This is a genomic window from Streptomyces sp. NPDC096311, assembly GCF_044763085.1.
In the GTDB taxonomy this organism is placed as follows: Bacteria; Actinomycetota; Actinomycetes; order Streptomycetales; family Streptomycetaceae; genus Streptomyces.
In genome coordinates this window covers 451,864-471,902 of record NZ_JBIWFN010000006.1, presented here as the reverse complement: position 1 = coordinate 471,902, position 20,039 = coordinate 451,864, and the positions used below count along the sequence as shown (strand labels likewise).

General features: G+C 71.0%; 16 protein-coding genes. 5 read left to right on the top strand and 11 right to left on the bottom strand.

Going from position 1 to position 20,039, the window contains the following annotated elements:
• The first annotated feature begins 903 nt into the window (after positions 1-903).
• Positions 904-1,902 (top strand): tryptophan--tRNA ligase, encoded by a 999-nt coding sequence (gene trpS / locus ACIRA5_RS18745; RefSeq protein ID WP_403691916.1) that lies wholly within the window; start codon positions 904-906, stop codon positions 1,900-1,902.
• A 69-nt stretch (positions 1,903-1,971) separates the two neighbouring features.
• On the opposite strand, the gene proC is transcribed toward trpS, so the two are convergent.
• From proC to ACIRA5_RS18730, 3 genes are all read right to left on the bottom strand, one after another.
• Positions 1,972-2,781 (bottom strand): pyrroline-5-carboxylate reductase, encoded by an 810-nt coding sequence (proC, locus tag ACIRA5_RS18740; protein ID WP_352053931.1) that lies wholly within the window; start codon positions 2,779-2,781, stop codon positions 1,972-1,974.
• A gap of 285 nt (positions 2,782-3,066) precedes the next feature.
• Positions 3,067-3,867 (bottom strand): ABC transporter permease, encoded by an 801-nt coding sequence (locus ACIRA5_RS18735; RefSeq protein ID WP_403691914.1) that lies wholly within the window; start codon positions 3,865-3,867, stop codon positions 3,067-3,069.
• Complete coding sequence (locus ACIRA5_RS18730; protein ID WP_403691913.1) at positions 3,864-4,715, bottom strand: ABC transporter ATP-binding protein; 852 nt, start codon at positions 4,713-4,715, stop codon at positions 3,864-3,866. Before ACIRA5_RS18730 ends, ACIRA5_RS18735 begins: the two co-directional genes overlap by 4 nt.
• A gap of 312 nt (positions 4,716-5,027) precedes the next feature.
• Between ACIRA5_RS18730 and ACIRA5_RS18725 the strand changes: the two genes are divergently transcribed.
• Positions 5,028-6,464: a SulP family inorganic anion transporter gene (locus ACIRA5_RS18725; RefSeq protein ID WP_403691911.1), complete on the top strand. Its 1,437-nt coding sequence runs from the start codon at positions 5,028-5,030 to the stop codon at positions 6,462-6,464.
• Here ACIRA5_RS18725 and ACIRA5_RS18720 read toward each other — a convergent pair.
• The 3 genes from ACIRA5_RS18720 to ACIRA5_RS18710 form a co-directional block, all read right to left on the bottom strand.
• Positions 6,428-7,303, bottom strand: coding sequence for a class I SAM-dependent methyltransferase (locus ACIRA5_RS18720; protein ID WP_403691910.1), 876 nt, complete (start codon positions 7,301-7,303; stop codon positions 6,428-6,430). The genes ACIRA5_RS18725 and ACIRA5_RS18720 overlap by 37 nt on opposite strands.
• Before the next feature lie 187 nt (positions 7,304-7,490).
• The gene (locus ACIRA5_RS18715) at positions 7,491-7,970 is read right to left on the bottom strand and encodes an EamA/RhaT family transporter (protein ID WP_403691908.1); all 480 of its coding nucleotides are present in this window, start codon (positions 7,968-7,970) and stop codon (positions 7,491-7,493) included.
• 48 nt (positions 7,971-8,018) lie between these two features.
• Complete coding sequence (locus ACIRA5_RS18710; protein WP_403691907.1) at positions 8,019-8,330, bottom strand: SH3 domain-containing protein; 312 nt, start codon at positions 8,328-8,330, stop codon at positions 8,019-8,021.
• Positions 8,331-8,567: 237 nt separating this feature from the next.
• On the opposite strand from ACIRA5_RS18710, the gene ACIRA5_RS18705 reads away from it, so the two are divergent.
• A complete protein-coding gene (locus tag ACIRA5_RS18705) occupies positions 8,568-10,706 on the top strand; it encodes a serine/threonine-protein kinase (protein WP_403691905.1) in 2,139 nt (712 codons plus the stop codon).
• Between the two features lie 82 nt (positions 10,707-10,788).
• Here ACIRA5_RS18705 and ilvD read toward each other — a convergent pair whose 3' ends face one another.
• The 4 genes from ilvD to ACIRA5_RS18685 all read right to left on the bottom strand — a co-directional run bounded on the left by ilvD (position 10,789) and on the right by ACIRA5_RS18685 (position 15,639).
• Entirely contained in the window at positions 10,789-12,642 is a 1,854-nt protein-coding gene (gene ilvD, locus ACIRA5_RS18700) for a dihydroxy-acid dehydratase (RefSeq protein WP_403691904.1), read from the bottom strand.
• A 266-nt stretch (positions 12,643-12,908) separates the two neighbouring features.
• Complete coding sequence (locus tag ACIRA5_RS18695; RefSeq protein ID WP_403691902.1) at positions 12,909-13,526, bottom strand: TetR family transcriptional regulator; 618 nt, start codon at positions 13,524-13,526, stop codon at positions 12,909-12,911.
• Positions 13,523-14,347 (bottom strand): sugar phosphate isomerase/epimerase, encoded by an 825-nt coding sequence (locus ACIRA5_RS18690; RefSeq protein WP_075032411.1) that lies wholly within the window; start codon positions 14,345-14,347, stop codon positions 13,523-13,525. The genes ACIRA5_RS18695 and ACIRA5_RS18690 overlap by 4 nt, the downstream gene beginning before the upstream one ends.
• Before the next feature lie 359 nt (positions 14,348-14,706).
• Positions 14,707-15,639 (bottom strand): Ppx/GppA family phosphatase, encoded by a 933-nt coding sequence (locus tag ACIRA5_RS18685; RefSeq protein ID WP_403691901.1) that lies wholly within the window; start codon positions 15,637-15,639, stop codon positions 14,707-14,709.
• A 71-nt stretch (positions 15,640-15,710) separates the two neighbouring features.
• Here ACIRA5_RS18685 and ACIRA5_RS18680 point away from each other — a divergent pair, with 71 nt between their 5' ends.
• Positions 15,711-16,571: a hypothetical protein gene (locus ACIRA5_RS18680; protein WP_403691899.1), complete on the top strand. Its 861-nt coding sequence runs from the start codon at positions 15,711-15,713 to the stop codon at positions 16,569-16,571.
• Between the two features lie 46 nt (positions 16,572-16,617).
• On the opposite strand, the gene ACIRA5_RS18675 is transcribed toward ACIRA5_RS18680, so the two are convergent.
• Positions 16,618-18,408 carry a hypothetical protein gene (locus tag ACIRA5_RS18675; RefSeq protein ID WP_403691897.1) on the bottom strand — a complete coding sequence of 597 codons (1,791 nt, stop codon included), beginning with the start codon at positions 18,406-18,408 and terminating at the stop codon, positions 16,618-16,620.
• 204 nt (positions 18,409-18,612) lie between these two features.
• Between ACIRA5_RS18675 and radA the strand changes: the two genes are divergently transcribed.
• Entirely contained in the window at positions 18,613-20,022 is a 1,410-nt protein-coding gene (gene radA, locus ACIRA5_RS18670; RefSeq protein WP_095853276.1) for a DNA repair protein RadA, read from the top strand.
• The last annotated feature ends 17 nt before the right edge of the window (positions 20,023-20,039 follow it).

The following is a 20,039-nucleotide window of genomic DNA, read 5'->3' as shown; positions in this document are numbered from 1 at the left end:
CCAGCGTTCGTCCTGAGCCAGGATCAAACTCTCCGTGAATGTTTTCCCGTAATCGGGACGACACCACGAGAGCGGAACCAAGGAGAGGAATAATCCCCCCGGTTCACAGCGTCCTCGCTGTGCGCCTACCAGGCAGTGCCCGGCAGGACTTTTTCAAAGGAACCTCGCCCCAGCCGATCGGCCGGAGACGGGGTATCAACATATCTGGCGTTGATTTTTGGCACGCTGTTGAGTTCTCAAGGAACGGACGCTTCCTTTGTACTCACCCTCTCGGGCTTTCCTCCGGGCGCTTCCCTTCGGTCCTGCTGTCTTGCTTTGTTCTTGCGTTTCCGACTCTATCAGACCGTTTCCCGATCCGATTTCCTCGGTGCTTTCCAGGTTTCCGCTTTCGCGTTTCCCTTTCCGGCGGTTCCGACTCTATCAGATCCTTTCGGGCCTGATTCCCAGTCAGCGGGGCGTGTCTTCCCAGCCCGTGGGCCGTTCCGACGAGTGAGACTTTAGCGGATTCCTGGCTCCCGAGCTAATCGGGGTGGCGCCCTTTCGAACGCGGATTCCTCATTTCGCAAACACGCATGAAAACGATCCGACGACGAGTCGCCGTTCGCTGAGTGCTTGTTGCGGAATGGCTGTCCGGGGACCGACCGGAGTCGGCGCTCACGTCGGACAACTCGGAGAACACTACGTACCGGGTAGAGGCATGTCAACTCCGCTCCGGGATGCCCTCCGGGGGCGTACGCTCGCAGCCATGACTACACATACGTGCACCCAGCAGTGGTGGGCCGCCTGACAGGCGGCCGTACTCACGTATGTACTCAACGGCCGCCGCCTCGGCGGCCGTTTTTGTGTCTCCCTCCTGGGGGAGCCGGCCGGCGGGTGCGGCGGCCTCGACCAGGAGGTGGAGAGATGACGCGGGTCTTCAGTGGGGTCAAGCCGACCGGGCATCTGACGCTGGGGAACTATCTCGGGGCCATGCGGCGGTGGGCCGATGTCGATCAGCACCAGGCCGACGCCCTGTTCTGTGTCGTCGACCTGCACGCGCTGACCGTGGACCACGATCCGGCGCGGGTGCGCAGGCTGAGTAGGCAGGCGGCGACGTTGTTGCTGGCCTCGGGGCTCGATCCGGAGCTGTGCACCGTCTTCGTACAGAGTCATGTGGACGAGCACGCGCGGCTGTCGTATCTGCTGGAGTGCGTCGCGACCGACGGGGAGATGCGGCGGATGATCCAGTACAAGGAGAAGGCCGCGCGCGAACGGGAGCGGGGCGGGAGTGTGCGGCTGTCCCTGCTGACGTATCCCGTGCTGATGGCGGCGGACATCCTGGCGTACGGGACCGACGAGGTGCCGGTCGGGGACGACCAGACGCAGCATGTGGAGCTGACCCGGGATCTCGCGGTGCGGTTCAACCAGCGCTACGGGCACACCTTCGTGGTGCCCCGGGCCACCCGGCCGCAGGTCGCGGCCCGGGTCATGAATCTGCAGGAGCCGACGTCGAAGATGGGCAAGAGCGATGACGTGGGGCCCGGCATCGTCTATCTGCTCGATGAGCCGGATGCCGTACGGAAGAAGATCATGCGGGCCATGACCGACAGCGGGCAGGACGTCGTGTACGACCCCGAGGCGCGGCCGGGGGTCTCGAACCTGCTGGAGATTCTCGCCGCCTGTGAGGGTGCGGATCCGGAAACCCTGGGCGGCGCCTATGAGTCGTACGGCGCTTTGAAGAAGGACACCGCCGAGGCCGTGATCGAACTCCTCAGGCCCGTGCAGGAGAGGCACAAGCGGTTGTGCGCGGATCCCTCGTATGTGGAGGCGGTCCTGCGCGACGGCGCCAAGAAGGCCCGGGAGATGGCGCGTCCTCGGGTGGACGCGGCGTATCGGGCGATCGGGCTGCTGGCCGCCGGCTGAAGTCCCGGAGGGGAGGGGCTGAGTGAGCGGCGGGCCGGGGCGGTGGCCCCAGCCCCGGCCCCGTCGTCGTCAGCTGTTGCCGGAGGCGAGTTCGCGGCTGCGGTCGCGGGCTGCCTCCAGTGCGGCGATGAGGGCCGCGCGGACGCCGTGGTTCTCGAGTTCGCGGATCGCGTTGATCGTGGTGCCCGCGGGAGAGGTGACGGCCTCGCGGAGTTTCACGGGGTGCTCCCCGCTGTCGCGGAGCATCACGGCGGCGCCGATCGCGGACTGGACGATCAGGTCGTGGGCCTTGTCGCGGGGCAGGCCGAGCAGGATGCCCGCGTCCGTCATGGCCTCGACCAGGTAGAAGAAGTACGCCGGTCCCGAGCCGGAGAGCGCGGTGCAGGCGTCCTGCTGGGACTCGGGGACGCGGAGCGTCTTGCCGACGGCGCCGAAGATCTCCTCGGCGTGGGCGAGGTGCGCTTCGGTGGCGTGGCTGCCGGCGGAGATGACGGACATCGCCTCGTCGACGAGAGCGGGGGTGTTCGTCATGACCCGGACGACGGGGGTGCCCGTGGCCAGGCGCTCCTCGAAGAACGAGGTGGGGATGCCGGCCGCGCCGCTGATCACCAGGCGGTCGGCGGGGACGTGGGGGGCGAGATCGTCGAGGAGGGTGCCCATGTCCTGCGGCTTGACCGTGAGGATCAGGGTGTCGGCGTTCTTGGCGGCCTCGGCGTTGGTGACGGCGGTGACGCCGTAGCGCTCCTGGAGTTCCCTGGCGCGCTCGGGGCGGCGGGCCGTGACCAGCAGATCGGTGGGGGCCCAGCCGGATCGGATCACTCCGCTGAGCAGGGCTTCGCCGATCTTGCCGGTGCCGAGGACTGCGACTTTCTGGGTCATGGTGCGGGTGCCCTCCGGGGGTGCGTCGTCCTGCGGTCATCCTCGCACTTGGTGGGTTGGGCGGGGTGGGGTGTCCGTTGGGCGGACGGGGGTGGTCTCTGTCTCTGCTGCCGTGGGGGCTTGCTCGCCCCCGCCGCCCTTACCCGTCCCATCCCGTCCGTGGGGGCTGCGCCCCCAGACCCCCGGGTGGGTTCCTTGGCTGCGGGTGGGTGGGGGCTTGGCGCGCAGTTCCCCGCGCCCCTGGGGGGCGGGGCTGCGCCTCTGCCCCCATCGGCATGGATTTCCTCATGCGGTGCGGCGCTTCAGGGTTGCCGCGCCCAGGGTCAGGACCAGGAGGGCGCAGCCCGCCACGATGAACGCGTCGCGGACGAAGTTGGTCGTCATGTCGGTGTGCTTGAGGACTTCGTTCATGCCGTCGACGGCATAGGACATGGGGAGGACGTCGGAGAGGGCTTCGAGGACGGGGTGCATGGCGGAGCGGGCCGTGAAGAGGCCGCAGAGGAGGAGCTGGGGGAAGATCACCGCCGGCATGAACTGCACCGCCTGGTATTCCGAGGCCGCGAAGGCCGAGACGAAGAGGCCGAGCGCCGTGCCGAGCAGGGCGTCGAGGAGGGCCACGAGCAGCAGGAGCCAGGGGGAGCCCGTGACGTCGAGGCCGAGGAACCAGACGGCGAGGCCCGTGGCCAGGGCCGACTGGACGACGGCGAGGGCGCCGAAGGCCAGGGCGTAGCCGACGATCAGGTCGCCCTTGCCGAGGGGCATGGCGAGGAGTCGTTCCAGGGTGCCCGAGGTGCGCTCGCGCAGGGTGGCGATGGACGTGACCAGGAACATCGTGATCAGCGGGAAGATCCCGAGGAGGGAGGCTCCGATGGAGTCGAAGGTGCGCGCGCTGCCGTCGAAGACGTAGCGGAGCAGGACGAGCATCAGGCACGGGATGAGGATCATCAGCGCGATGGTGCGCGGGTCGTGGCGGAGCTGGCGCAGGACGCGGGTCGCGGTGGCGGTCGTTCGGGAGTAGCTGATCGCGCTCGGGCGGACGGGGGCCGTCGTGCCCGCGTGCGGGGGCACGTTCGTGGGCGTGGTCATCGGACGGTCTCCTTGCGGGTGTCGGCGGTCGCGGTGGCCTCGTCGACCAGGTGGAGGAAGGCGGCCTCGACGGTGTCGCGGCCGGTGCGTTCGCGCAGGGCGTCGGGCGTGTCGTCGGCCAGGATCTCGCCCTCGCGCATCAGGAGCAGGCGGTGGCAGCGCTCGGCCTCGTCCATGACGTGGGAGGAGACCAGCAGCGTCGCCTTCCGTTCCGTGGCGATGGCGTGGAAGAGGTTCCACAGGTCGCGGCGCAGGACCGGGTCGAGGCCGACGGTGGGCTCGTCGAGGACCAGGAGTTCGGGGGTGCCGAGCAGCGCCACGGCGAGGGAGACGCGGTTGCGCTGGCCGCCGGAGAGGTTGCCGGCGAGGGAGTCGGCGTGGGTGGTGAGGTCGACGTCGGCGATGGCCTGGGTGACATGGGCGGCGCGGCGGTCGGCGGCGGCGCGGCCGGGGTCGAGGATCGCGGCGAAGTAGTCGAGGTTCTGACGGATGGTCAGGTCGTCGTAGACCGAGGGGGCCTGGGTGACGTATCCGATGCGGGAGCGGAGTGCGGCGTCGCCGGCGGGGCGGCCGAGGACTTCGAGGGTGCCGGTGACTTTGGCCTGGGTGCCGACGACGGTGCGCATGAGGGTGGACTTGCCGCAGCCGGAGGGGCCGAGGAGTCCGGTGATCTGGCCGCGGGGTACGGCGAAGTCGAGGCCGCGCAGGACGGTGCGGGGGCCGCGTACGACGGTGAGGCCTGCGGCGTGGATGGCGGTGGCCGGGGACGGGGAGGTCCGGGGCGACTGGGGGGTGGTGGTGGCCGTCGCCGTGGGGTGGTCGGGAGGCCGAGGAGAAATATTCATCACGTGATGAATAGTGCTCGGGAGGGGTGGCGCCGTCAAGCCCGGTCGCACTGGTCGCACCGGTCGCATTCGACGGCGCAGGCGCGCGGCGGCGTGATCGGAAGGGGGCACTCCGGCGTGCGGCGGGGTGGTGCGCTTCCGTGTTCACTCGGCGGTTACGCGGAAGGGCTGCGCGATCAACTCCCGTTACCGACAATGGATTTCAGTGCGCGGTCATATGCCCACCGGCCTTGGTGCCGCGCCGTTGGATCCGCCGCGCCCTCCCCCGGCTCGGCACCCACGCATCTTCCGCTCTCAACCGGAGGTGCCGTTGCCATGCGTAAAGCCGATCTGCGTCGAGCCGATCTGTTCGCGTCTCTCGTCGTGTTTCTCGTCGCGTTGCCGTTGTGTGTAGGGGTCGCCATCGCCTCGGGCGTGCCGGCCGAGTTGGGGCTGGTGACCGGGATAGTCGGCGGGCTGGTCGCCGGGGTGCTGCCCGGGAGCAGCCTTCAGGTGAGCGGGCCCGCGGCCGGGCTGACCGTGCTGGTGTACGAGGCGGTGCAGACGTACGGACTGCGGGCCCTGGGTGTGCTGGTGCTCGGCGCCGGGCTGGTGCAGCTCACGCTCGGGGCGCTGCGGCTCGGGCGGTGGTTCCGGGCCGTGTCCGTGGCGGTGGTGCAGGGGATGCTCGCCGGAATCGGCCTCGTGCTCATCGCGGGCCAGGTCTACGCCGTGGGTGACGCGTCCGCGCCCACGAGCGGGCTCGGGAAGATCGCCGGGCTGGTGTCGCTGCCCGGGGACGCGGACCCGGTGGCCCTCGCGGTCGGGGGCGCCACCGTGGTCGTACTGCTGCTGTGGCCGCGTTGGCGGCTCGGGGCGCGGGTGGTGCCGGCGCCGTTGCTGGCGGTGGCGCTCGCGGCGGGTGTGACCGGGGTGTTCGATCTGTCCGTGCGGCGGGTCGAGGTGCGCGGGCTGCTCGATGCCGTACAGCCCCCGTCCTTGGCGGACCTGGGACGGCTTACGGAAGTGGGCATGCTCGGGACGGTGGTCGCCTTCGCGCTGATCGCCTCCGCCGAGTCGCTGTTCAGCGCGGCGGCGGTGGACCGGCTGCACCGGGGGCCGCGGACCGACTACGACCGTGAACTCATCGCGCAGGGTGCCGGGAACACCGTGTGCGGGGCGCTCGGGGCGCTGCCGATGACCGCGGTGATCGTGCGGAGCGCGGCGAATGTCCAGGCCGGGGCCCAGACCAAGGTTTCGCGCGTACTGCACGGGGTGTGGCTGCTGGTCTTCACGGTGGTGGTGCCCGGGGTCCTCGGGATCATTCCGGTGGCGGCGCTGGCGGGGTTGCTGGTGCACGCGGGCTGCAAGTTGGTGCCGGTGCGGGAGGTACGGGTGCTGTGGCGCGGGCATCGCGGGGAGGTGGTCGTGCTGGGTGTGACGGCGGTGGCGATCGTGGTGGGGAATCTGTTTGAAGGGGTACTGGTCGGGCTTGCGCTCGCCGTCGCCAAGACCGCCTGGGACATCAGCCATGTGCATGTGGAGACGGAGGACCGGGGGGCCGCGGGGATGGTCGTACGGGTGAGGGGGAACGCCACGTTCCTACGGCTGCCGAAGCTGCTGGACGCCTTGGAGGCGTTGCCGCACGACCGTGACGTACGGCTGGAGTTGGGCGGGTTGCGGCATGTGGACCACGCGTGTGCGGCGGCCCTGGAGCGGTGGGCCGCCACGCGGGATCACGAGCGGGTGGCCACGATCACCAGTACGTCGTAGACCTCCTCGACCCTGCCGTCCGGGAAGGTCTCCAGGAGGCGGGTGCGCTCCTCGGCGAGGAAGGCGTCGGTGTCTTCCTTGCCGAGGACCAGGAAGGCCGAGTGGCTGCCGATGTTGGCGAGGTGGGTGTCCATGGGGACGTGGCGGCTCCAGCGGACGACGCGGTGGGTGTGGGGCGGGAGTTCGGGGGCGCCCTTGAAGGCGCGTTCGGTGAGGAAGCCCGGGGTTCGCTGGTGGGATTCGGTGTCTTTTGGGGTCTTGGTGGCGGTGCCTTCCCCGTTTTTGGTGGCGGTGCCTTCTTCAGCTTTCGTGGCGGTGCCTTCCTCGGTGGGGTGGGCGTCCTCGAAGTACTGGTCGATGCGCTGGGCCTGGGCGGCGATCCAGGGGACGTCGAGGGCGGACGTGTTCCACCAGAGCGCGAGGGCGCCGCCGGGGCGCAGGACGCGGAAGGCCTCCGGGAGGGAGTGGGCCGGGTTCGTCCAGTGCCAGGACTGGGCGTAGGTGAGGAAGTCGGCGGAGGCGGTGGCGAGAGGGAGGGCGTCACCGGTGCCCCGGACCAGGGGGATGTCGGGGTGGGCGCGGCGGAACTCGGCGGCCATGCCCTCCCCGGGTTCCACGGCGATGACGTCCGCGCCTCGGGCGTGCAGGAGGGTGGTGGAGATGCCGGTGCCCGCGCCCACGTCGATGACCTGCGCGCCCTTGAGGGGGCGGGCGGCCAGGTCTTCGAGGGTGGTGAAGAGGGCGGGTGGGTAGGAGGGGCGGTTCGCGGCGTACTGGGCTGCGGCCGTGTTGAAGGAGTGGGCTCGGGTGGTGTGGGAGAAACGCGGGTGGGTCGTCATAAGGGAATGGTGGTGCGAGTTGGGGGTGGGGAAACAGCGGTTTTCGCCCCCGCCGCACCTACCCGTCCCATCCCGTCCCGGGGGGCTGCGCCCCCAGACCCCCGGGTGGGTTCCTTGGCTGCGGGTGGGTGGGGGCTTGGCGCGCGGTTGCCCTCGCCCCTGGGCCGTGGGGCTGCGCCCCCGCCCCTCAAGGGCGGCGGCGTTTTTTGGAGGGGTTGCGGGAGCGGCGCTCGTACTGGCGGCGTGCCTCCTCGTACTCCTCGCGGGCCAGCTTCTCGCCCGGGGCCTCGGCGAGGGCACGGAAGGCGTAGGCGAGGAGGGAACCGATGAAGCCGATGGCCAGAAGGCCGCGGAGGGAGGCCTGGCGGTCGGGGTCGGGGCGCTTGGAGAAGGCGTCCCAGGTGTGGCGGAACGCGAGCGCGCTGCACACCGCGAACATCACCACGACCAGGAGAGTCACCGGTTTGCCGACGTCCGCGATCGCCAGGCCCTGGTAGGCGAAGCGGAGCACGAAGCAGGCGGCGACCGCGGCGGCGAGCGAGCCGACGGCCACGGCGATGCGGCGGGCCGTGTAGCCGCCGTCCTGGGCCACCCAGGTCGTCCCGAAGAAGCGGAGGGGTTCGGGCTGGGGTCCCGCGGGGGTACCGGACTGGTTCTCGTCACTCACTCGACGATTATCGCTCCGGCCGGCCGCGGGGCCCCAGGCCCGGTTCGGTCAGGAGCAGCGCGGCGCGACGTAGCCGTCGCTGCCGGTCTTCACGTAGGCGTCGGAGACGTACTCACCGTTGGCGATGTTGTCCCAGATGTTGGTGGTGCCGTACGGGCCGCTCACGGAGTCGCCCGGGCGCTGGCAGGAGATCGACACGCGTGAGCCCTCGGACAGGACCCGCACGATGCGGTAGCTGGTGCCGGGGCCGCTGCGGACGTTCACCGCGTAGCCGGGTGCGATGGGGTAGGTGACCAGTTGCGCTGCGGTTGCACTCACGGTCGCCGTCGCCGACACCGCCTCCTCGTCACTGCTTTCCATGTTTTCAATTCGCTCAACAGCCATTGAGGCCTCCCCCGTTGAATCAGATGGAACAGATCGAGCAGATCGAGCAGATCGAGCAGATCGAGCTGCTGGATCGGTGGACCGATGGATTCAGGCAGTGCACATGTGTACGCCTGTCGCACGCGGAGGCTAGCAAGCCGCCTCGGTCTCGTACGAGGAATCGACTAGGCTCCGTGCGTCGGGCGCGCGGACGAACAGCACGGGGGTGGGTCCATGGCGCCACAGCGGAACTCCGGAGCGGATCCGGAAGCGGAACTTCCCGAGTACGCGGGGCAGTACCACCTTGACGAGCGCCTCGGATCCGGTGGCATGGGCGTGGTCCATCTGGCCCGCAGCGGCTCGGGGCTGCGGCTCGCGGTGAAGGTCGTGCATGCCGCATTCGCCATGGATCCCGAGTTCAGGGGGCGTTTCCGGCAGGAGATCGCCGCGGCGCGGCGGGTGAGCGGTGCGTTCACCGCCCCTGTGGTCGACGCCGACCCGGAGGCCGAGCGCCCCTGGATGGCCACCCTGTTCATACCGGGCCCGACCCTCGCCGAACAGGTGAAACGGAACGGACCCATGCCCGCCTCCCAGCTGCGCCGGCTGATGGCCGGGCTGGCCGAGGCGCTGCGCGACATCCATCGGGTGGGCGTCGTACACCGGGATCTCAAGCCCAGCAACGTCCTGCTCGCCGAGGACGGCCCCAAGGTCATCGACTTCGGTATTTCACGGCCTTCGGACAGTGAACTGCGTACCGAAACGGGCAAATTGATCGGAACGCCGCCGTTCATGGCACCCGAGCAGTTCCGCCGTCCGCGGGAGGTGGGACCGGCCGCCGACATCTTCGCCCTGGGCTCGGTGATGGTGCACGCGGCGACGGGCCGTGGCCCCTTCGACTCCGACAGCCCCTACGTCGTCGCCTACCAAGTCGTCCACGACGAGCCGGACCTGACCGACGTGCCCGGCCACCTCGCACCGCTCATCACCCGCTGCCTCGCCAAAGAGCCCGAGGACCGGCCGACGCCCGACGAGCTGATGCGAGAGCTGCGCTCGTTGGCGGCGTCGTACGACACGCAGGCGTTCATTCCGGCTCAGCGCGCCGACCAGGCCGACACCCCGGTCGCTCCGGCCGCCCCCGCCGCCCCGCCCGCTCCCGCCGAGGCGGCGTCTCCGCCGCCCGCGCGACGGCCCAGGGGCCGAGCGCTCAGGCGCGTCGCCCTCGCCGTCGGCGCTCTCGTCCTTGTCGCGGGCGGGACGCTGGCCACGACCCGGCTGCTCGGACAGGACGGCGGCAGCACCGCTCCGACGCACCATCAGCAGCGGTCCGCACCGGCCGCCTTCAGCGGCTGGGACACGAAGCCCGCGGCCCGAGCCGATGGGGCGCCCTCATGCTCGTACGGCGGCGGGAAGTTGTTCTGTGCCCAGCCGGGACTGGTCTTCGCCCTCGACCCGGTCGACGGCAAGGTGCTGTGGCGTCACGCCTCGACCGAGCAGAGCCTTCCGGACGGGGCGCCCGTCATGTCGGGCGGACTGGTGCATGCCGTGACTCACGCCGGCCGGCTCCTGGAGGCGATCGATCCTGCCTCGGGCAAGGTGCGCTGGAAGATGGACCTTACGGCGTACAGCCGATGGCAGCAGGCCGGGGGCCTGGTGCTCCTCACCCGTGCCGACGGGTCGGTCAGCGGGGTGGACGGCGCCACGGGTGAGGGCCGTTGGAGCCGCCGGCTGCCTGGACAGACCGCGCCGAACATTGCCGCGTTCGCCGGGGACGACGTCACCTACGCCACGAGCACGACGGGCGACGGAACGCGTACACAGGTGACCGCGGTGGACCCGGAGACCGGCGACGTCCGGTGGAACACCGGTCTGAAGGGGACGCTGTATCCGGTCGGCTCATGGCGGGGCACCGTGTTCTTCACGTCGGTCGACAAGTACACCCAGACCGTCGCCCTGGTCCAGTACGACCCGAAGAGCAAGACGTCGCACCGGGTGGGGCTCGAGGTGGCGCTGCCGCAGGCTCAGACCACCGTCCGCGGGAGCACCGTCTACATGACGAGCACCCTCGGCGCGCTGGTGGCCGTCGACATGGACGCCCGGAAGCAGCTCTGGCGCCTCGAGACCTCCGTGAGCCGGGGCTCGGCACCGGCCGCCGACGCCAAGCACGTGTACTTCACCGCGGCCGACGGGCGGCTGCTCGCCGTGGACGCCGTTCGGGGCAAGCTCGTCGGCGAGACCCGGACAAGGCTCGGAACGGAGTCGGACCGGGTCGCGGCCCGACTGCAGACGCCGATGATTGCCGATGGACACGTCTACACGAGTGCGCCCGACGGGACCGTGTTCGGCGTGGCGGGGGACGATCCGGCGGCCTGGTGAGCTGGAGGGGCAGAACAACAAGGGGGCAGAGCAAAGGGACCGCTTCCGAAGAAGCGGCCCCTCATGGGTTTCTGGGGTCGGGTCAGCCCAGCTTGGAGACGTCTCGTACCGCGCCCTTGTCGGCGCTCGTTGCCATCGCGGCGTAGGCGCGGAGGGCGGCGGAGACCTTGCGGTCGCGGTTCGCGGGGGCGTAGACGCCGTTCAGGGCGTCGCGGCGGGTGGTGAGTTCCTCGTCGGAGACCAGGAGTTCGACCGAGCGGTTCGGGATGTCGATGCGGATGCGGTCGCCGTCCTGGACCAGGGCGATGGTGCCGCCCGAGGCCGCCTCGGGGGAGGCGTGGCCGATGGACAGGCCCGAGGTGCCGCCGGAGAAGCGGCCGTCGGTGATCAGGGCGCAGGTCTTGCCGAGGCCGCGGCCCTTGAGGAAGGACGTCGGGTAGAGCATCTCCTGCATGCCGGGGCCGCCCTTGGGGCCCTCGTAGCGGATGACGACGACGTCGCCGTGGGTGATCTCCTTGCGGAGGATCTTGTCGACGGCCTCGTCCTGCGACTCGCAGACGACCGCGGGGCCCTCGAAGGTCCAGATGGACTCGTCGACGCCCGCCGTCTTCACGACGCAGCCGTCGACCGCCAGGTTGCCCTTGAGGACCGCCAGGCCGCCGTCCTTGGAGTAGGCGTGCTCGGCGGAGCGGATGCAGCCGCCCTCGGCGTCCTCGTCCAGGGCCTCCCAGCGCTCGGACTGGGAGAAGGCCTCGGAGGAGCGGACGCAGCCGGGGGCCGCGTGCCACAGTTCGATCGCCTCGGGGGACGGGGATCCGGCGCGCACGTCCCAGGTCTTCAGCCAGTCGGAGAGGGACGGGCTGTGGACCGAGTGGACGTCCTCGTTCAGGAGGCCCGCGCGGTGCAGTTCGCCCAGCAGGGCGGGGATGCCGCCGGCGCGGTGCACGTCCTCCATGTAGTACGTGCGGTCCTTGGCGACGTTCGGGGCGACCTTGGCGAGGCACGGCACACGGCGCGAGACCTCGTTGATCTCGTCCAGGCCGAAGGGGACGCCCGCCTCCTGGGCGGCGGCCAGCAGGTGCAGGATCGTGTTGGTGGAGCCGCCCATGGCGATGTCGAGGGCCATGGCGTTCTCGAACGCGGCGTGCGTGGCGATGTTGCGGGGCAGGACCGACTCGTCGTCCTGGTCGTAGTAGCGGCGCGTGATGTCGACCACCGTGCGGGCCGCGTCCTCGTACAGGCCCTTGCGGGCCGTGTGGGTGGCGAGCACCGAGCCGTTGCCGGGGAGGGACAGGCCGATGGCCTCGGTCAGGCAGTTCATCGAGTTGGCCGTGAACATGCCGGAGCAGGAGCCGCAGGTCGGACAGGCGTTCTCCTCGATACGGAGGATGTCCTCGTCCGAGATGTTGTCGTTCACGGCGTCGGAGATCGCGTCGACCAGGTCGAGCGTACGGACCGTGCCGTCGACCAGGGTGGCGCGGCCGGACTCCATGGGGCCGCCGGAGACGAAGACCGTCGGGATGTTCAGGCGCAGAGCCGCCATGAGCATGCCGGGGGTGATCTTGTCGCAGTTCGAGATGCAGATCAGTGCGTCGGCGCAGTGCGCCTCGACCATGTACTCGACCGAGTCCGCGATCAGGTCGCGGGAGGGCAGCGAGTACAGCATGCCGCCGTGGCCCATCGCGATGCCGTCGTCGACCGCGATGGTGTTGAACTCGCGCGCGATGCCCCCGGCCGCGGTGATCGCCTCGCTGACGATGCGGCCGACGGGCTGGAGGTGGGTGTGGCCCGGCACGAACTCCGTGAAGGAGTTGGCGACCGCGATGATCGGCTTCCGTCCGATGTCCGCGCCCGGTACACCGGAGGCGCGCATAAGGGCGCGTGCGCCCGCCATATTGCGGCCGTGGGTGACTGTGCGGGACCTCAGTTCGGGCATCGTCGCTCGCTCCTTCGGAGAGTAATGACTGAGGTCGAGCCTACGCCGGTGACCCAGGATTCGGACGGGGTGTCCGGAATGCGGGATGCCTGTCTCGGTGAGCGAGTGGCGGGGGTTGTTCTCGGTGGTGGGTGCCGGGGCTGATCTCGGCGGTGGGGGCCGGGGGCTGTTCTCGGTGGGCGGGGGCGAGTCCGATGTGGCTGAGTGCGCCCACGCGGCGCAGCCGCACCGTGTCACAGCCCCGCGCCCCTGTGAGGGCGCTCAGCTCACGGGGCCGTCAAGTGGCCCTGTACCACCGGAGCCACCCGCTCGACGATGCGTTCCACGTCCGCCGATGCCAGCGGCTCGATCTTGATGACGTAGCGGAGTATCGCCACCCCCACCAGCTGGGCCGCCGCCAGCTCGGCGCGCAGTTCCGCGTCGGGGAGGTCGAGGCGGCCCGCGATGCGGCGCAGCAGCTGGGCGGCGATCAGGCGACGGAAGACGGCGGCCGCGGTCTCGTTGTTCACGGCGGAACGGACGATGGCGAGCAGCGGGGTCCGGGTGGTGGGGTTCTCCCAGATGCCGAGGAGGAAGCGGGTCAGGCGCTCGCCGACCATGTCGAGAGGGCCGTCCTCGACCGCGATGGGCGCCGCCAGGGCGGGCGCGAACGCGACCTCGATGGCCGCCTCGAAGACCTGCTCCTTGGTGCCGAAGTAGTGGTGCACGAGGGCGGAATCGACCCCGGCGGCCTTGGCGATGCCACGCACCGACGTCTTCTCGTAGCCGCGCTCGGAGAACTCCTCGCGGGCCGCGTCCAGGATGCGGTCGCGGGTGGCGGGGGCCGCCTCCGTCTCCGTACGGGTGGGCCGTCCCCTACGACGGGGGGTGGCGGCGTCCGTCACCGGCGGGGCACCTTCACCGCGGAGGCCAAATGCAGGCGGGTGAAGGCCAGCGCCTCCGCCAGGTCCGCCTCGCGTTCGGCACTGGACATGGCACGGCGGGTGTTGACCTCGATGACGACGTGGCCGTCGAAGCCGGAGAGGGCGAGGCGCTCCAGCAGTTCGGCGCAGGGCTGGGTGCCGCGGCCCGGAACGAGGTGCTCGTCCTTGTTGGAGCCGTTGCCGTCGGCGAGGTGGACGTGGCCGAGGCGGTCGCCCATGCGGTCGATCATCTGCAGGGCGTCGCTGCGGGCCGTCGAGGTGTGGCTGAGGTCGATCGTGAAGTGGCGGTAGTCGTCCTTCGTCACGTCCCAGTCGGGGGCGTACGCGAGCATCTCGCGGTCGCGGTAGCGCCAGGGGTACATGTTTTCGACGGCGAACCGTACGTCCGTCTCGTTCGCCATGCGCCACATCCCCGTGACGAAGTCGCGCGCGTACTGGCGCTGCCAGCGGAAGGGGGGGTGTACGACGACCGTCGACGCGCCCAGCTTCTCCGCCGCCGCCTGGGCGCGCTGGAGCTTGACCCAGGGGTCGGTGGACCAGACGCGCTGGGTGATCAGCAGGCAGGGGGCGTGCACGGCGAGGATCGGGATCTGGTGGTAGTCGCTGAGGCGGCGGAGGGCTTCGATGTCCTGGCTGACCGGGTCGGTCCAGACCATCACCTCCACACCGTCGTAACCGAGGCGCGCGGCGATCTCGAAGGCCGTCGCCGTCGACTCCGGATACACGGACGCCGTGGACAGCGCGACCTTCGCATCCGGGATGCGCACGACTGGTTCTGCCACGAGGGACAGCGTAAGCCTCCGGCGGTCGGGCGGGGGGTGGTGGGGGTTGGCCGGGGGTCGGCGTCGGATGGGGGTCGGGTGGGCATTGAGTGGCCGTGGGGCGGGGTGCCCTGTCGCCGTTGTGGCGGTGGTCGTGGGTGGGTGCGGGTGGTGTGTGGCAGTCCGCTCGGCGGACGGAACGGACGCGGGTGGTGTGTGGCTGATCGCACCGTTCCCCGCTCCCCCGGTGGGGCGCGGGCCTCTGGGCGGGTGCGCGCTGTGTGGGGGCTGGGCGCGCCGTTGCCCGCGTCCCTGGTGGCCGGCGCGCCGTGTCCCGCGTTCCTGGTGGGGCGCGGGACACGTGACGGCGGGTTACTCGGTCACTCCGATGCCATCTGGTCCAGGCGGCGGAGGATGACGCCCTCTCGTAGGGCCCAGGGGCAGATTTCCAGGGTTTCCACGGCGAAGAGGTCCATCGCACCCTCGGCGACGAGAGCGCCGGCGAGGAGTTGGCTGGAGCGGCCTGGGGAGACGCCGGGGAGTTCGGCACGTTCGTCGGCGGTCATGGAGGCCAGACGGGGGACCCAGTCCTCCAGGGAACGGCGCTTGAGTTCGCGCTGGACGTAGAGGCCGTCCGTGGAGCGGGCGGCGCCGGCCAGGCGGGCGAGCTGCTTGAAGGTCTTGGAGGTGGCGACCACGTGGTCGGGGGCGCCGAAGCGGCTGAATTCGCCGACGGTACGGGCGATCTCGGCCCGGACGTGGCGGCGCAGCGCCCTGATGGCCGCCGGGTCGGCGGGATCGGTGGGCAGCCAGCCCGCGGTCAGCCGTCCGGCACCGAGCGGCAGCGACGCCGCCGCGTCCGGCTGCTCGTCCATGCCGTACGCGATCTCCAGCGAACCGCCGCCGATGTCGAGGACCAGCAGCTTCCCCGCCGACCAGCCGAACCAGCGACGGGCCGCCAGAAAGGTCAGCCGGGCCTCTTCCGCCCCGGTCAGGACCTGGAGCTCGACGCCGGTCTCGGCCTTCACCCGGGCCAGTACGTCGTCGGCGTTGCTGGCCTCGCGCACGGCGGAGGTCGCGAACGGCAGCAGGGCCTGGACGCCCTTGTCCTCGGCGGCCTCCAGCGCGTCCCGGACGGTCGCGATCAGTTTTTCGACACCGTCGAGGCCGATCGCCCCGCTCTCGTCGAGCAGTTGGGCGAGCCGCAAGTCGGCCTTGTGCGAGTGCGCGGGCAGCGGGCGCGCGCCGGGGTGTGCATCCACCACCAGCAGGTGCACCGTGTTCGAACCCACGTCGAGGACACCGAGTCTCATATACGGAACGCTACTGCGCGTACGGCGATCGACCGTCCCCGGAGCGGGCTGAAGCGACTTACCCTGGACGGGTGCCAAAGACGAAAAAGGCGAAGCCTGACAAATCGACCAAGGGTTCTTCGCAGGCGAAGCCCTCCGCGTCCAAGAAGCCCCCGACGAAGTCCCCGAAGAAGGCCACCGTGTCCGACGAGAAGGGGCTCGACTTCGCTCGGGCATGGGTGGAGTTTCCGGATCCCGCCGACGCCGAGCAGGTCTTCCGGTGCGATCTGACATGGCTGACCTCTCGCTGGAACTGCATCTTCGGAAGCGGCTGTCAGGGCATCCAGGCCGGTCGCGCCGACGACGGCTGCTGCACCCTCGGGGCCCACTTCTCCGACGAGGACGACGAGAAGCGGGTGGCCGGGCACGTGGCACGGCTCACGCCGGACATCTGGCAGCACCATGACGTGGGGCTGAAGACCGGCTGGGTCTCCGAGGACGAGGACGGCGACCGCCAGACCCGCCCCTACCAGGGCTCGTGCATCTTCCAGAACCGGCCCGGCTTCGCAGGCGGGGCGGGCTGCTCGTTGCACATCCTGGCGATCAAGGAGGGGCGCGAGCCCCTGGAGACCAAGCCGGACGTCTGCTGGCAGCTGCCCGTGCGCCGGACGTACGAGTGGATCGACCGGCCCGACGACACGCGCGTGCTCCAGGTCTCCATCGGCGAGTACGACCGCCGGGGCTGGGGTCCGGGCGGCCACGACCTGCACTGGTGGTGCACGTCGGCGACCTCGGCACACGGCGCGGGCGACCCGGTGTACGTCTCGTACCGCCCGGAACTGATCGAGCTGATGGGCAAGGCGGGCTACGACCGGTTGGTCGAGCTCTGCGAGGAGCGGCTGGCCTCGCAGCTGCCCTTGCTGGCGCCGCATCCCGCGGATCCGGTCGCCTGAGACCACCCGCTCCATCGTCTTCCCGCCCCTTCCCGCCCCGCGGGCGTCACGAGGACGGGGTCGGGGCGGAGCTGTCGCCGGGCGGCGGCGTCGAACCGCCCGGGTCCGACGGATCGGACGGGCCCGACGGGTCCGACGAAGGGGGCGGGGACGACGTGTCCGTGGGCGTCGGCTGGGGGTCGCTGGGCGTCGGTGGCGGGTCCGAGGCGGGCGGGGTCGGACCGGGGGCGGACGGGGTGGGACGGCCGGGCGTCGGGCCGGAGCCGTCCGGGGTGGACGGACCCGCTGTTCCGTACCCCCCGATCGTGACCACCGCTCCCGCCGGTGCGATCGCCACCCGCGCGCCCCAGGGGCCCACCGGCTCGCGAAGATGATCGACGTACACCTTGATCGTGAACGTTTCTCCTGGGGCCAGCGTTCCCGACGACTGACTGAAGTAGAGCCAGGACGCTCCCGTCCCGGCGGACCAGTGGACCGGTGAGTTCCCGGAGGCGGCGAGCGTGACAAGGGTCGTGTCGCCGCTGCCCGAGGCCCGGACCGAGAGGTGTCCGGCGCCGCTTCCCGCACTGGGGGCGCTGATGACCTCCACGGAGACGTCGGGCGAGCGGTTCCCCTTGGCGAAACGGGCGTCGGGTCTGGCGCTGGCGTTGCCCGCGTTCTCGTAGCCGCCCGCCGCCTCGCCGGTGATGCCGTCGGGGCCGTGCGCCTCGCTCGCGGTGATCGAGCGGCCGTCGGCGCCCTCGCCGGTGAGGGGCGCGCCACGATAGGCCGCCCAGAGGGCCAGGACGGGTGCGGCGACGACGGTGGCGACGACGGTCGTCGTGACGGCACGCGCGCGAAGACGGTCCCGGCGGGCGGCGTGGTCCTTGGGGTCCACGGGGAAACCGCGCCGGTCGAAGCGTGGAGCGGCACCCCGCGCGCGCGGGACGTGTGCCATCGCGATGTGCAGGGCCGCGCGCGGGGCCTCGAGGACGGGAAGCGCGGCGGGCGTGACGGTGGTGCCGGGCCAGGCGCCGGGCGCGGCGCGCTCGGCGGTGCGGCGGCAGCGCGGACAGTCGTCGACGTGCCGGACCAGTTCCCGGCGCAGGGTGGTACTCAGGACGAGCTGGTTGTCGCCGGTGAGGCGGCCGACGCTCGGACAGGTGCCGGTCTCCACGACGGCGAGGGCGGCGCGGGTGCGTTCGACCTCGCAGGCGGCGGTGGCGAGCAGTTCGCGCGCCTTGACGAGGTCCAGGCCGAGGACGGCGGCGACCTCGGCGGCGGCGAGCTGGTGGCGCACGGCGAGTTCGAGCGCCTCGCGCTGCTCGGGGCTGGTGCCCGCCGCCTCCGGCCACGCCAGCAGGGCGAGTTCGTGCCGGCGCCGGTCCTGCGCCTCCTCGGAGACCGGGGCGCTCAGCGCCTCGGCCGCATGCCGGCCGACGGCTTCCTTGTGCCCCTTGAAGAGGGCCTTGTGGCCCTTGGCGGGCGTACGCCGGCCGGAGGCGTGGGCCGCCTGGCGCCTGTGCCGGGCCTCGGTGAGCTTGCGCAGACAGCACCAGCGGGCGAGGGCGTACAGCCAGGCCCGGCGGTCGTCCGCGGACACCGGGCCACGCTGGCCACGGCGCTCGGCCAGCGCGAGGGCGTCCCCGAGGGCGGCGGTGGCCTCGTCGTGGTCGCACAGCACGGACAGGCAGTAGGTGAAAAGGCCGTCCAAGTAGGGCTCGTAGCGCGCGGGAGGGCGCTGAGCCAGGGTGCGGGTGTGCGCGCCACGGGGCGCGGTCACCCGCATGCGCGCATCTCCGTGCGCCCGGTGTGCACCGGTGGTGTGCGTGGAGGTCTCCGGACTGCTGCTCATCACCCGTGCGACCGTAGGTGCCCCGGGGTGGCCCCTTCTTCCCCCTTGAGCACATTTAATCCGTACGGGTGAAACGATCCCTCAAAAGGGGACAGGACCCTGCGATTCCGTGGCCCACACCGTCACAGGCGGCAACGGCAGGCCATGGCGGATGCCTCACCGAGCGGGCCCGCCCGTGCTGTCAGTCCTCTCGGCTACGGTTCCGTCATGGCTGCCCGTACGAAAACCGCGAAGGACCGGCCGTCCTACCGCTGCACCGAGTGCGGATGGCAGACGGCCAAATGGCTGGGCCGCTGCCCCGAGTGCCAGGCGTGGGGCACGGTCGAGGAGTACGGCGCTCCCGCGGTCCGTACGACGACACCGGGCCGCGTCACCACCTCCGCGGTGCCGATCGGGCAGGTCGACGGCCGTCAGGCCACGGCCCGCTCCACCGGCGTACCCGAGCTGGACCGCGTCCTCGGCGGCGGTCTCGTACCCGGCGCGGTCGTCCTGATCGCGGGCGAGCCCGGTGTGGGCAAGTCCACGCTCCTCCTGGACGTGGCGGCGAAGGCGGCGAGCGATGAGCACCGCACGCTGTACGTGACGGGCGAGGAGTCGGCCAGCCAGGTCCGGCTGCGCGCCGACCGCATCAAGGCGATCGACGACCACCTGTATCTGGCGGCGGAGACCGACCTGGCCGCCGTGCTCGGCCACTTGGACGCCGTGAAGCCCTCGCTCCTCATCCTGGACTCGGTCCAGACCGTCGCCTCTCCGGAGATCGACGGGGCGCCCGGCGGCATGGCCCAGGTCCGGGAGGTCGCCGGGGCGCTCATCCGTGCCTCCAAGGAGCGCGGCATGTCCACCCTCCTTGTGGGCCATGTCACCAAGGACGGCGCGATCGCGGGCCCCCGCCTGCTCGAACACCTCGTGGACGTCGTCCTGAGCTTCGAGGGCGACCGCCACGCGCGCCTGCGTCTCGTCCGGGGAGTCAAGAACCGGTACGGGACGACGGACGAGGTCGGCTGCTTCGAGCTGCACGACGAGGGCATCACGGGCCTCGCGGACCCCTCCGGCCTCTTCCTCACCCGCCGTGCCGAGCCCGTCCCCGGCACCTGCCTGACCGTCACCCTGGAGGGCCGCCGCCCGCTGGTGGCCGAGGTGCAGGCCCTCACCGTCGACTCCCAGATCCCCTCCCCCCGTCGTACGACGTCCGGCCTGGAGACCTCCCGGGTCTCGATGATGCTGGCGGTCCTGGAGCAGCGAGGCCGGATCAGCGCCCTCGGGAAGCGGGACATCTACTCGGCGACGGTGGGCGGCGTGAAGCTCTCCGAGCCCGCCGCGGACCTCGCGATCGCCCTCGCGCTCGCGTCGGCGGCGAGTGACACCCCGCTCCCCAAGAACCTCGTGGCGATCGGCGAAGTAGGGCTCGCGGGCGAGGTCAGACGGGTCACGGGAGTGCAGCGCAGGCTCGCCGAAGCCCACCGTCTGGGCTTCACGCACGCCCTCGTTCCCGGCGATCCGGGCAAGATCCCCGCTGGTATGAAGGTCCTGGAAGTCGCCGACATGGGCGAGGCACTGCGGGTCCTTCCACGCTCCCGTCACAGAGAGGCCCCACGGGACGAGGAGCAGCGCCGGTAGACTTTGCCCTGGTCTCG

Coding starts and splice junctions, on each gene's coding strand:
- ACIRA5_RS18725 (WP_403691911.1), top strand. CDS start 5,028: ATGCGTAAAGCCGATCTGCGTCGAGCCGATCTGTTCGCGTCTCTCGTC.
- ACIRA5_RS18720 (WP_403691910.1), bottom strand. CDS start 7,303: ATGACGACCCACCCGCGTTTCTCCCACACCACCCGAGCCCACTCCTTC.
- trpS (WP_403691916.1), top strand. CDS start 904: ATGACGCGGGTCTTCAGTGGGGTCAAGCCGACCGGGCATCTGACGCTG.
- ACIRA5_RS18735 (WP_403691914.1), bottom strand. CDS start 3,867: ATGACCACGCCCACGAACGTGCCCCCGCACGCGGGCACGACGGCCCCC.
- ilvD (WP_403691904.1), bottom strand. CDS start 12,642: ATGCCCGAACTGAGGTCCCGCACAGTCACCCACGGCCGCAATATGGCG.
- ACIRA5_RS18685 (WP_403691901.1), bottom strand. CDS start 15,639: ATGAGACTCGGTGTCCTCGACGTGGGTTCGAACACGGTGCACCTGCTG.
- radA (WP_095853276.1), top strand. CDS start 18,613: ATGGCTGCCCGTACGAAAACCGCGAAGGACCGGCCGTCCTACCGCTGC.
- ACIRA5_RS18705 (WP_403691905.1), top strand. CDS start 8,568: ATGGCGCCACAGCGGAACTCCGGAGCGGATCCGGAAGCGGAACTTCCC.
- ACIRA5_RS18710 (WP_403691907.1), bottom strand. CDS start 8,330: ATGGAAAGCAGTGACGAGGAGGCGGTGTCGGCGACGGCGACCGTGAGT.
- proC (WP_352053931.1), bottom strand. CDS start 2,781: ATGACCCAGAAAGTCGCAGTCCTCGGCACCGGCAAGATCGGCGAAGCC.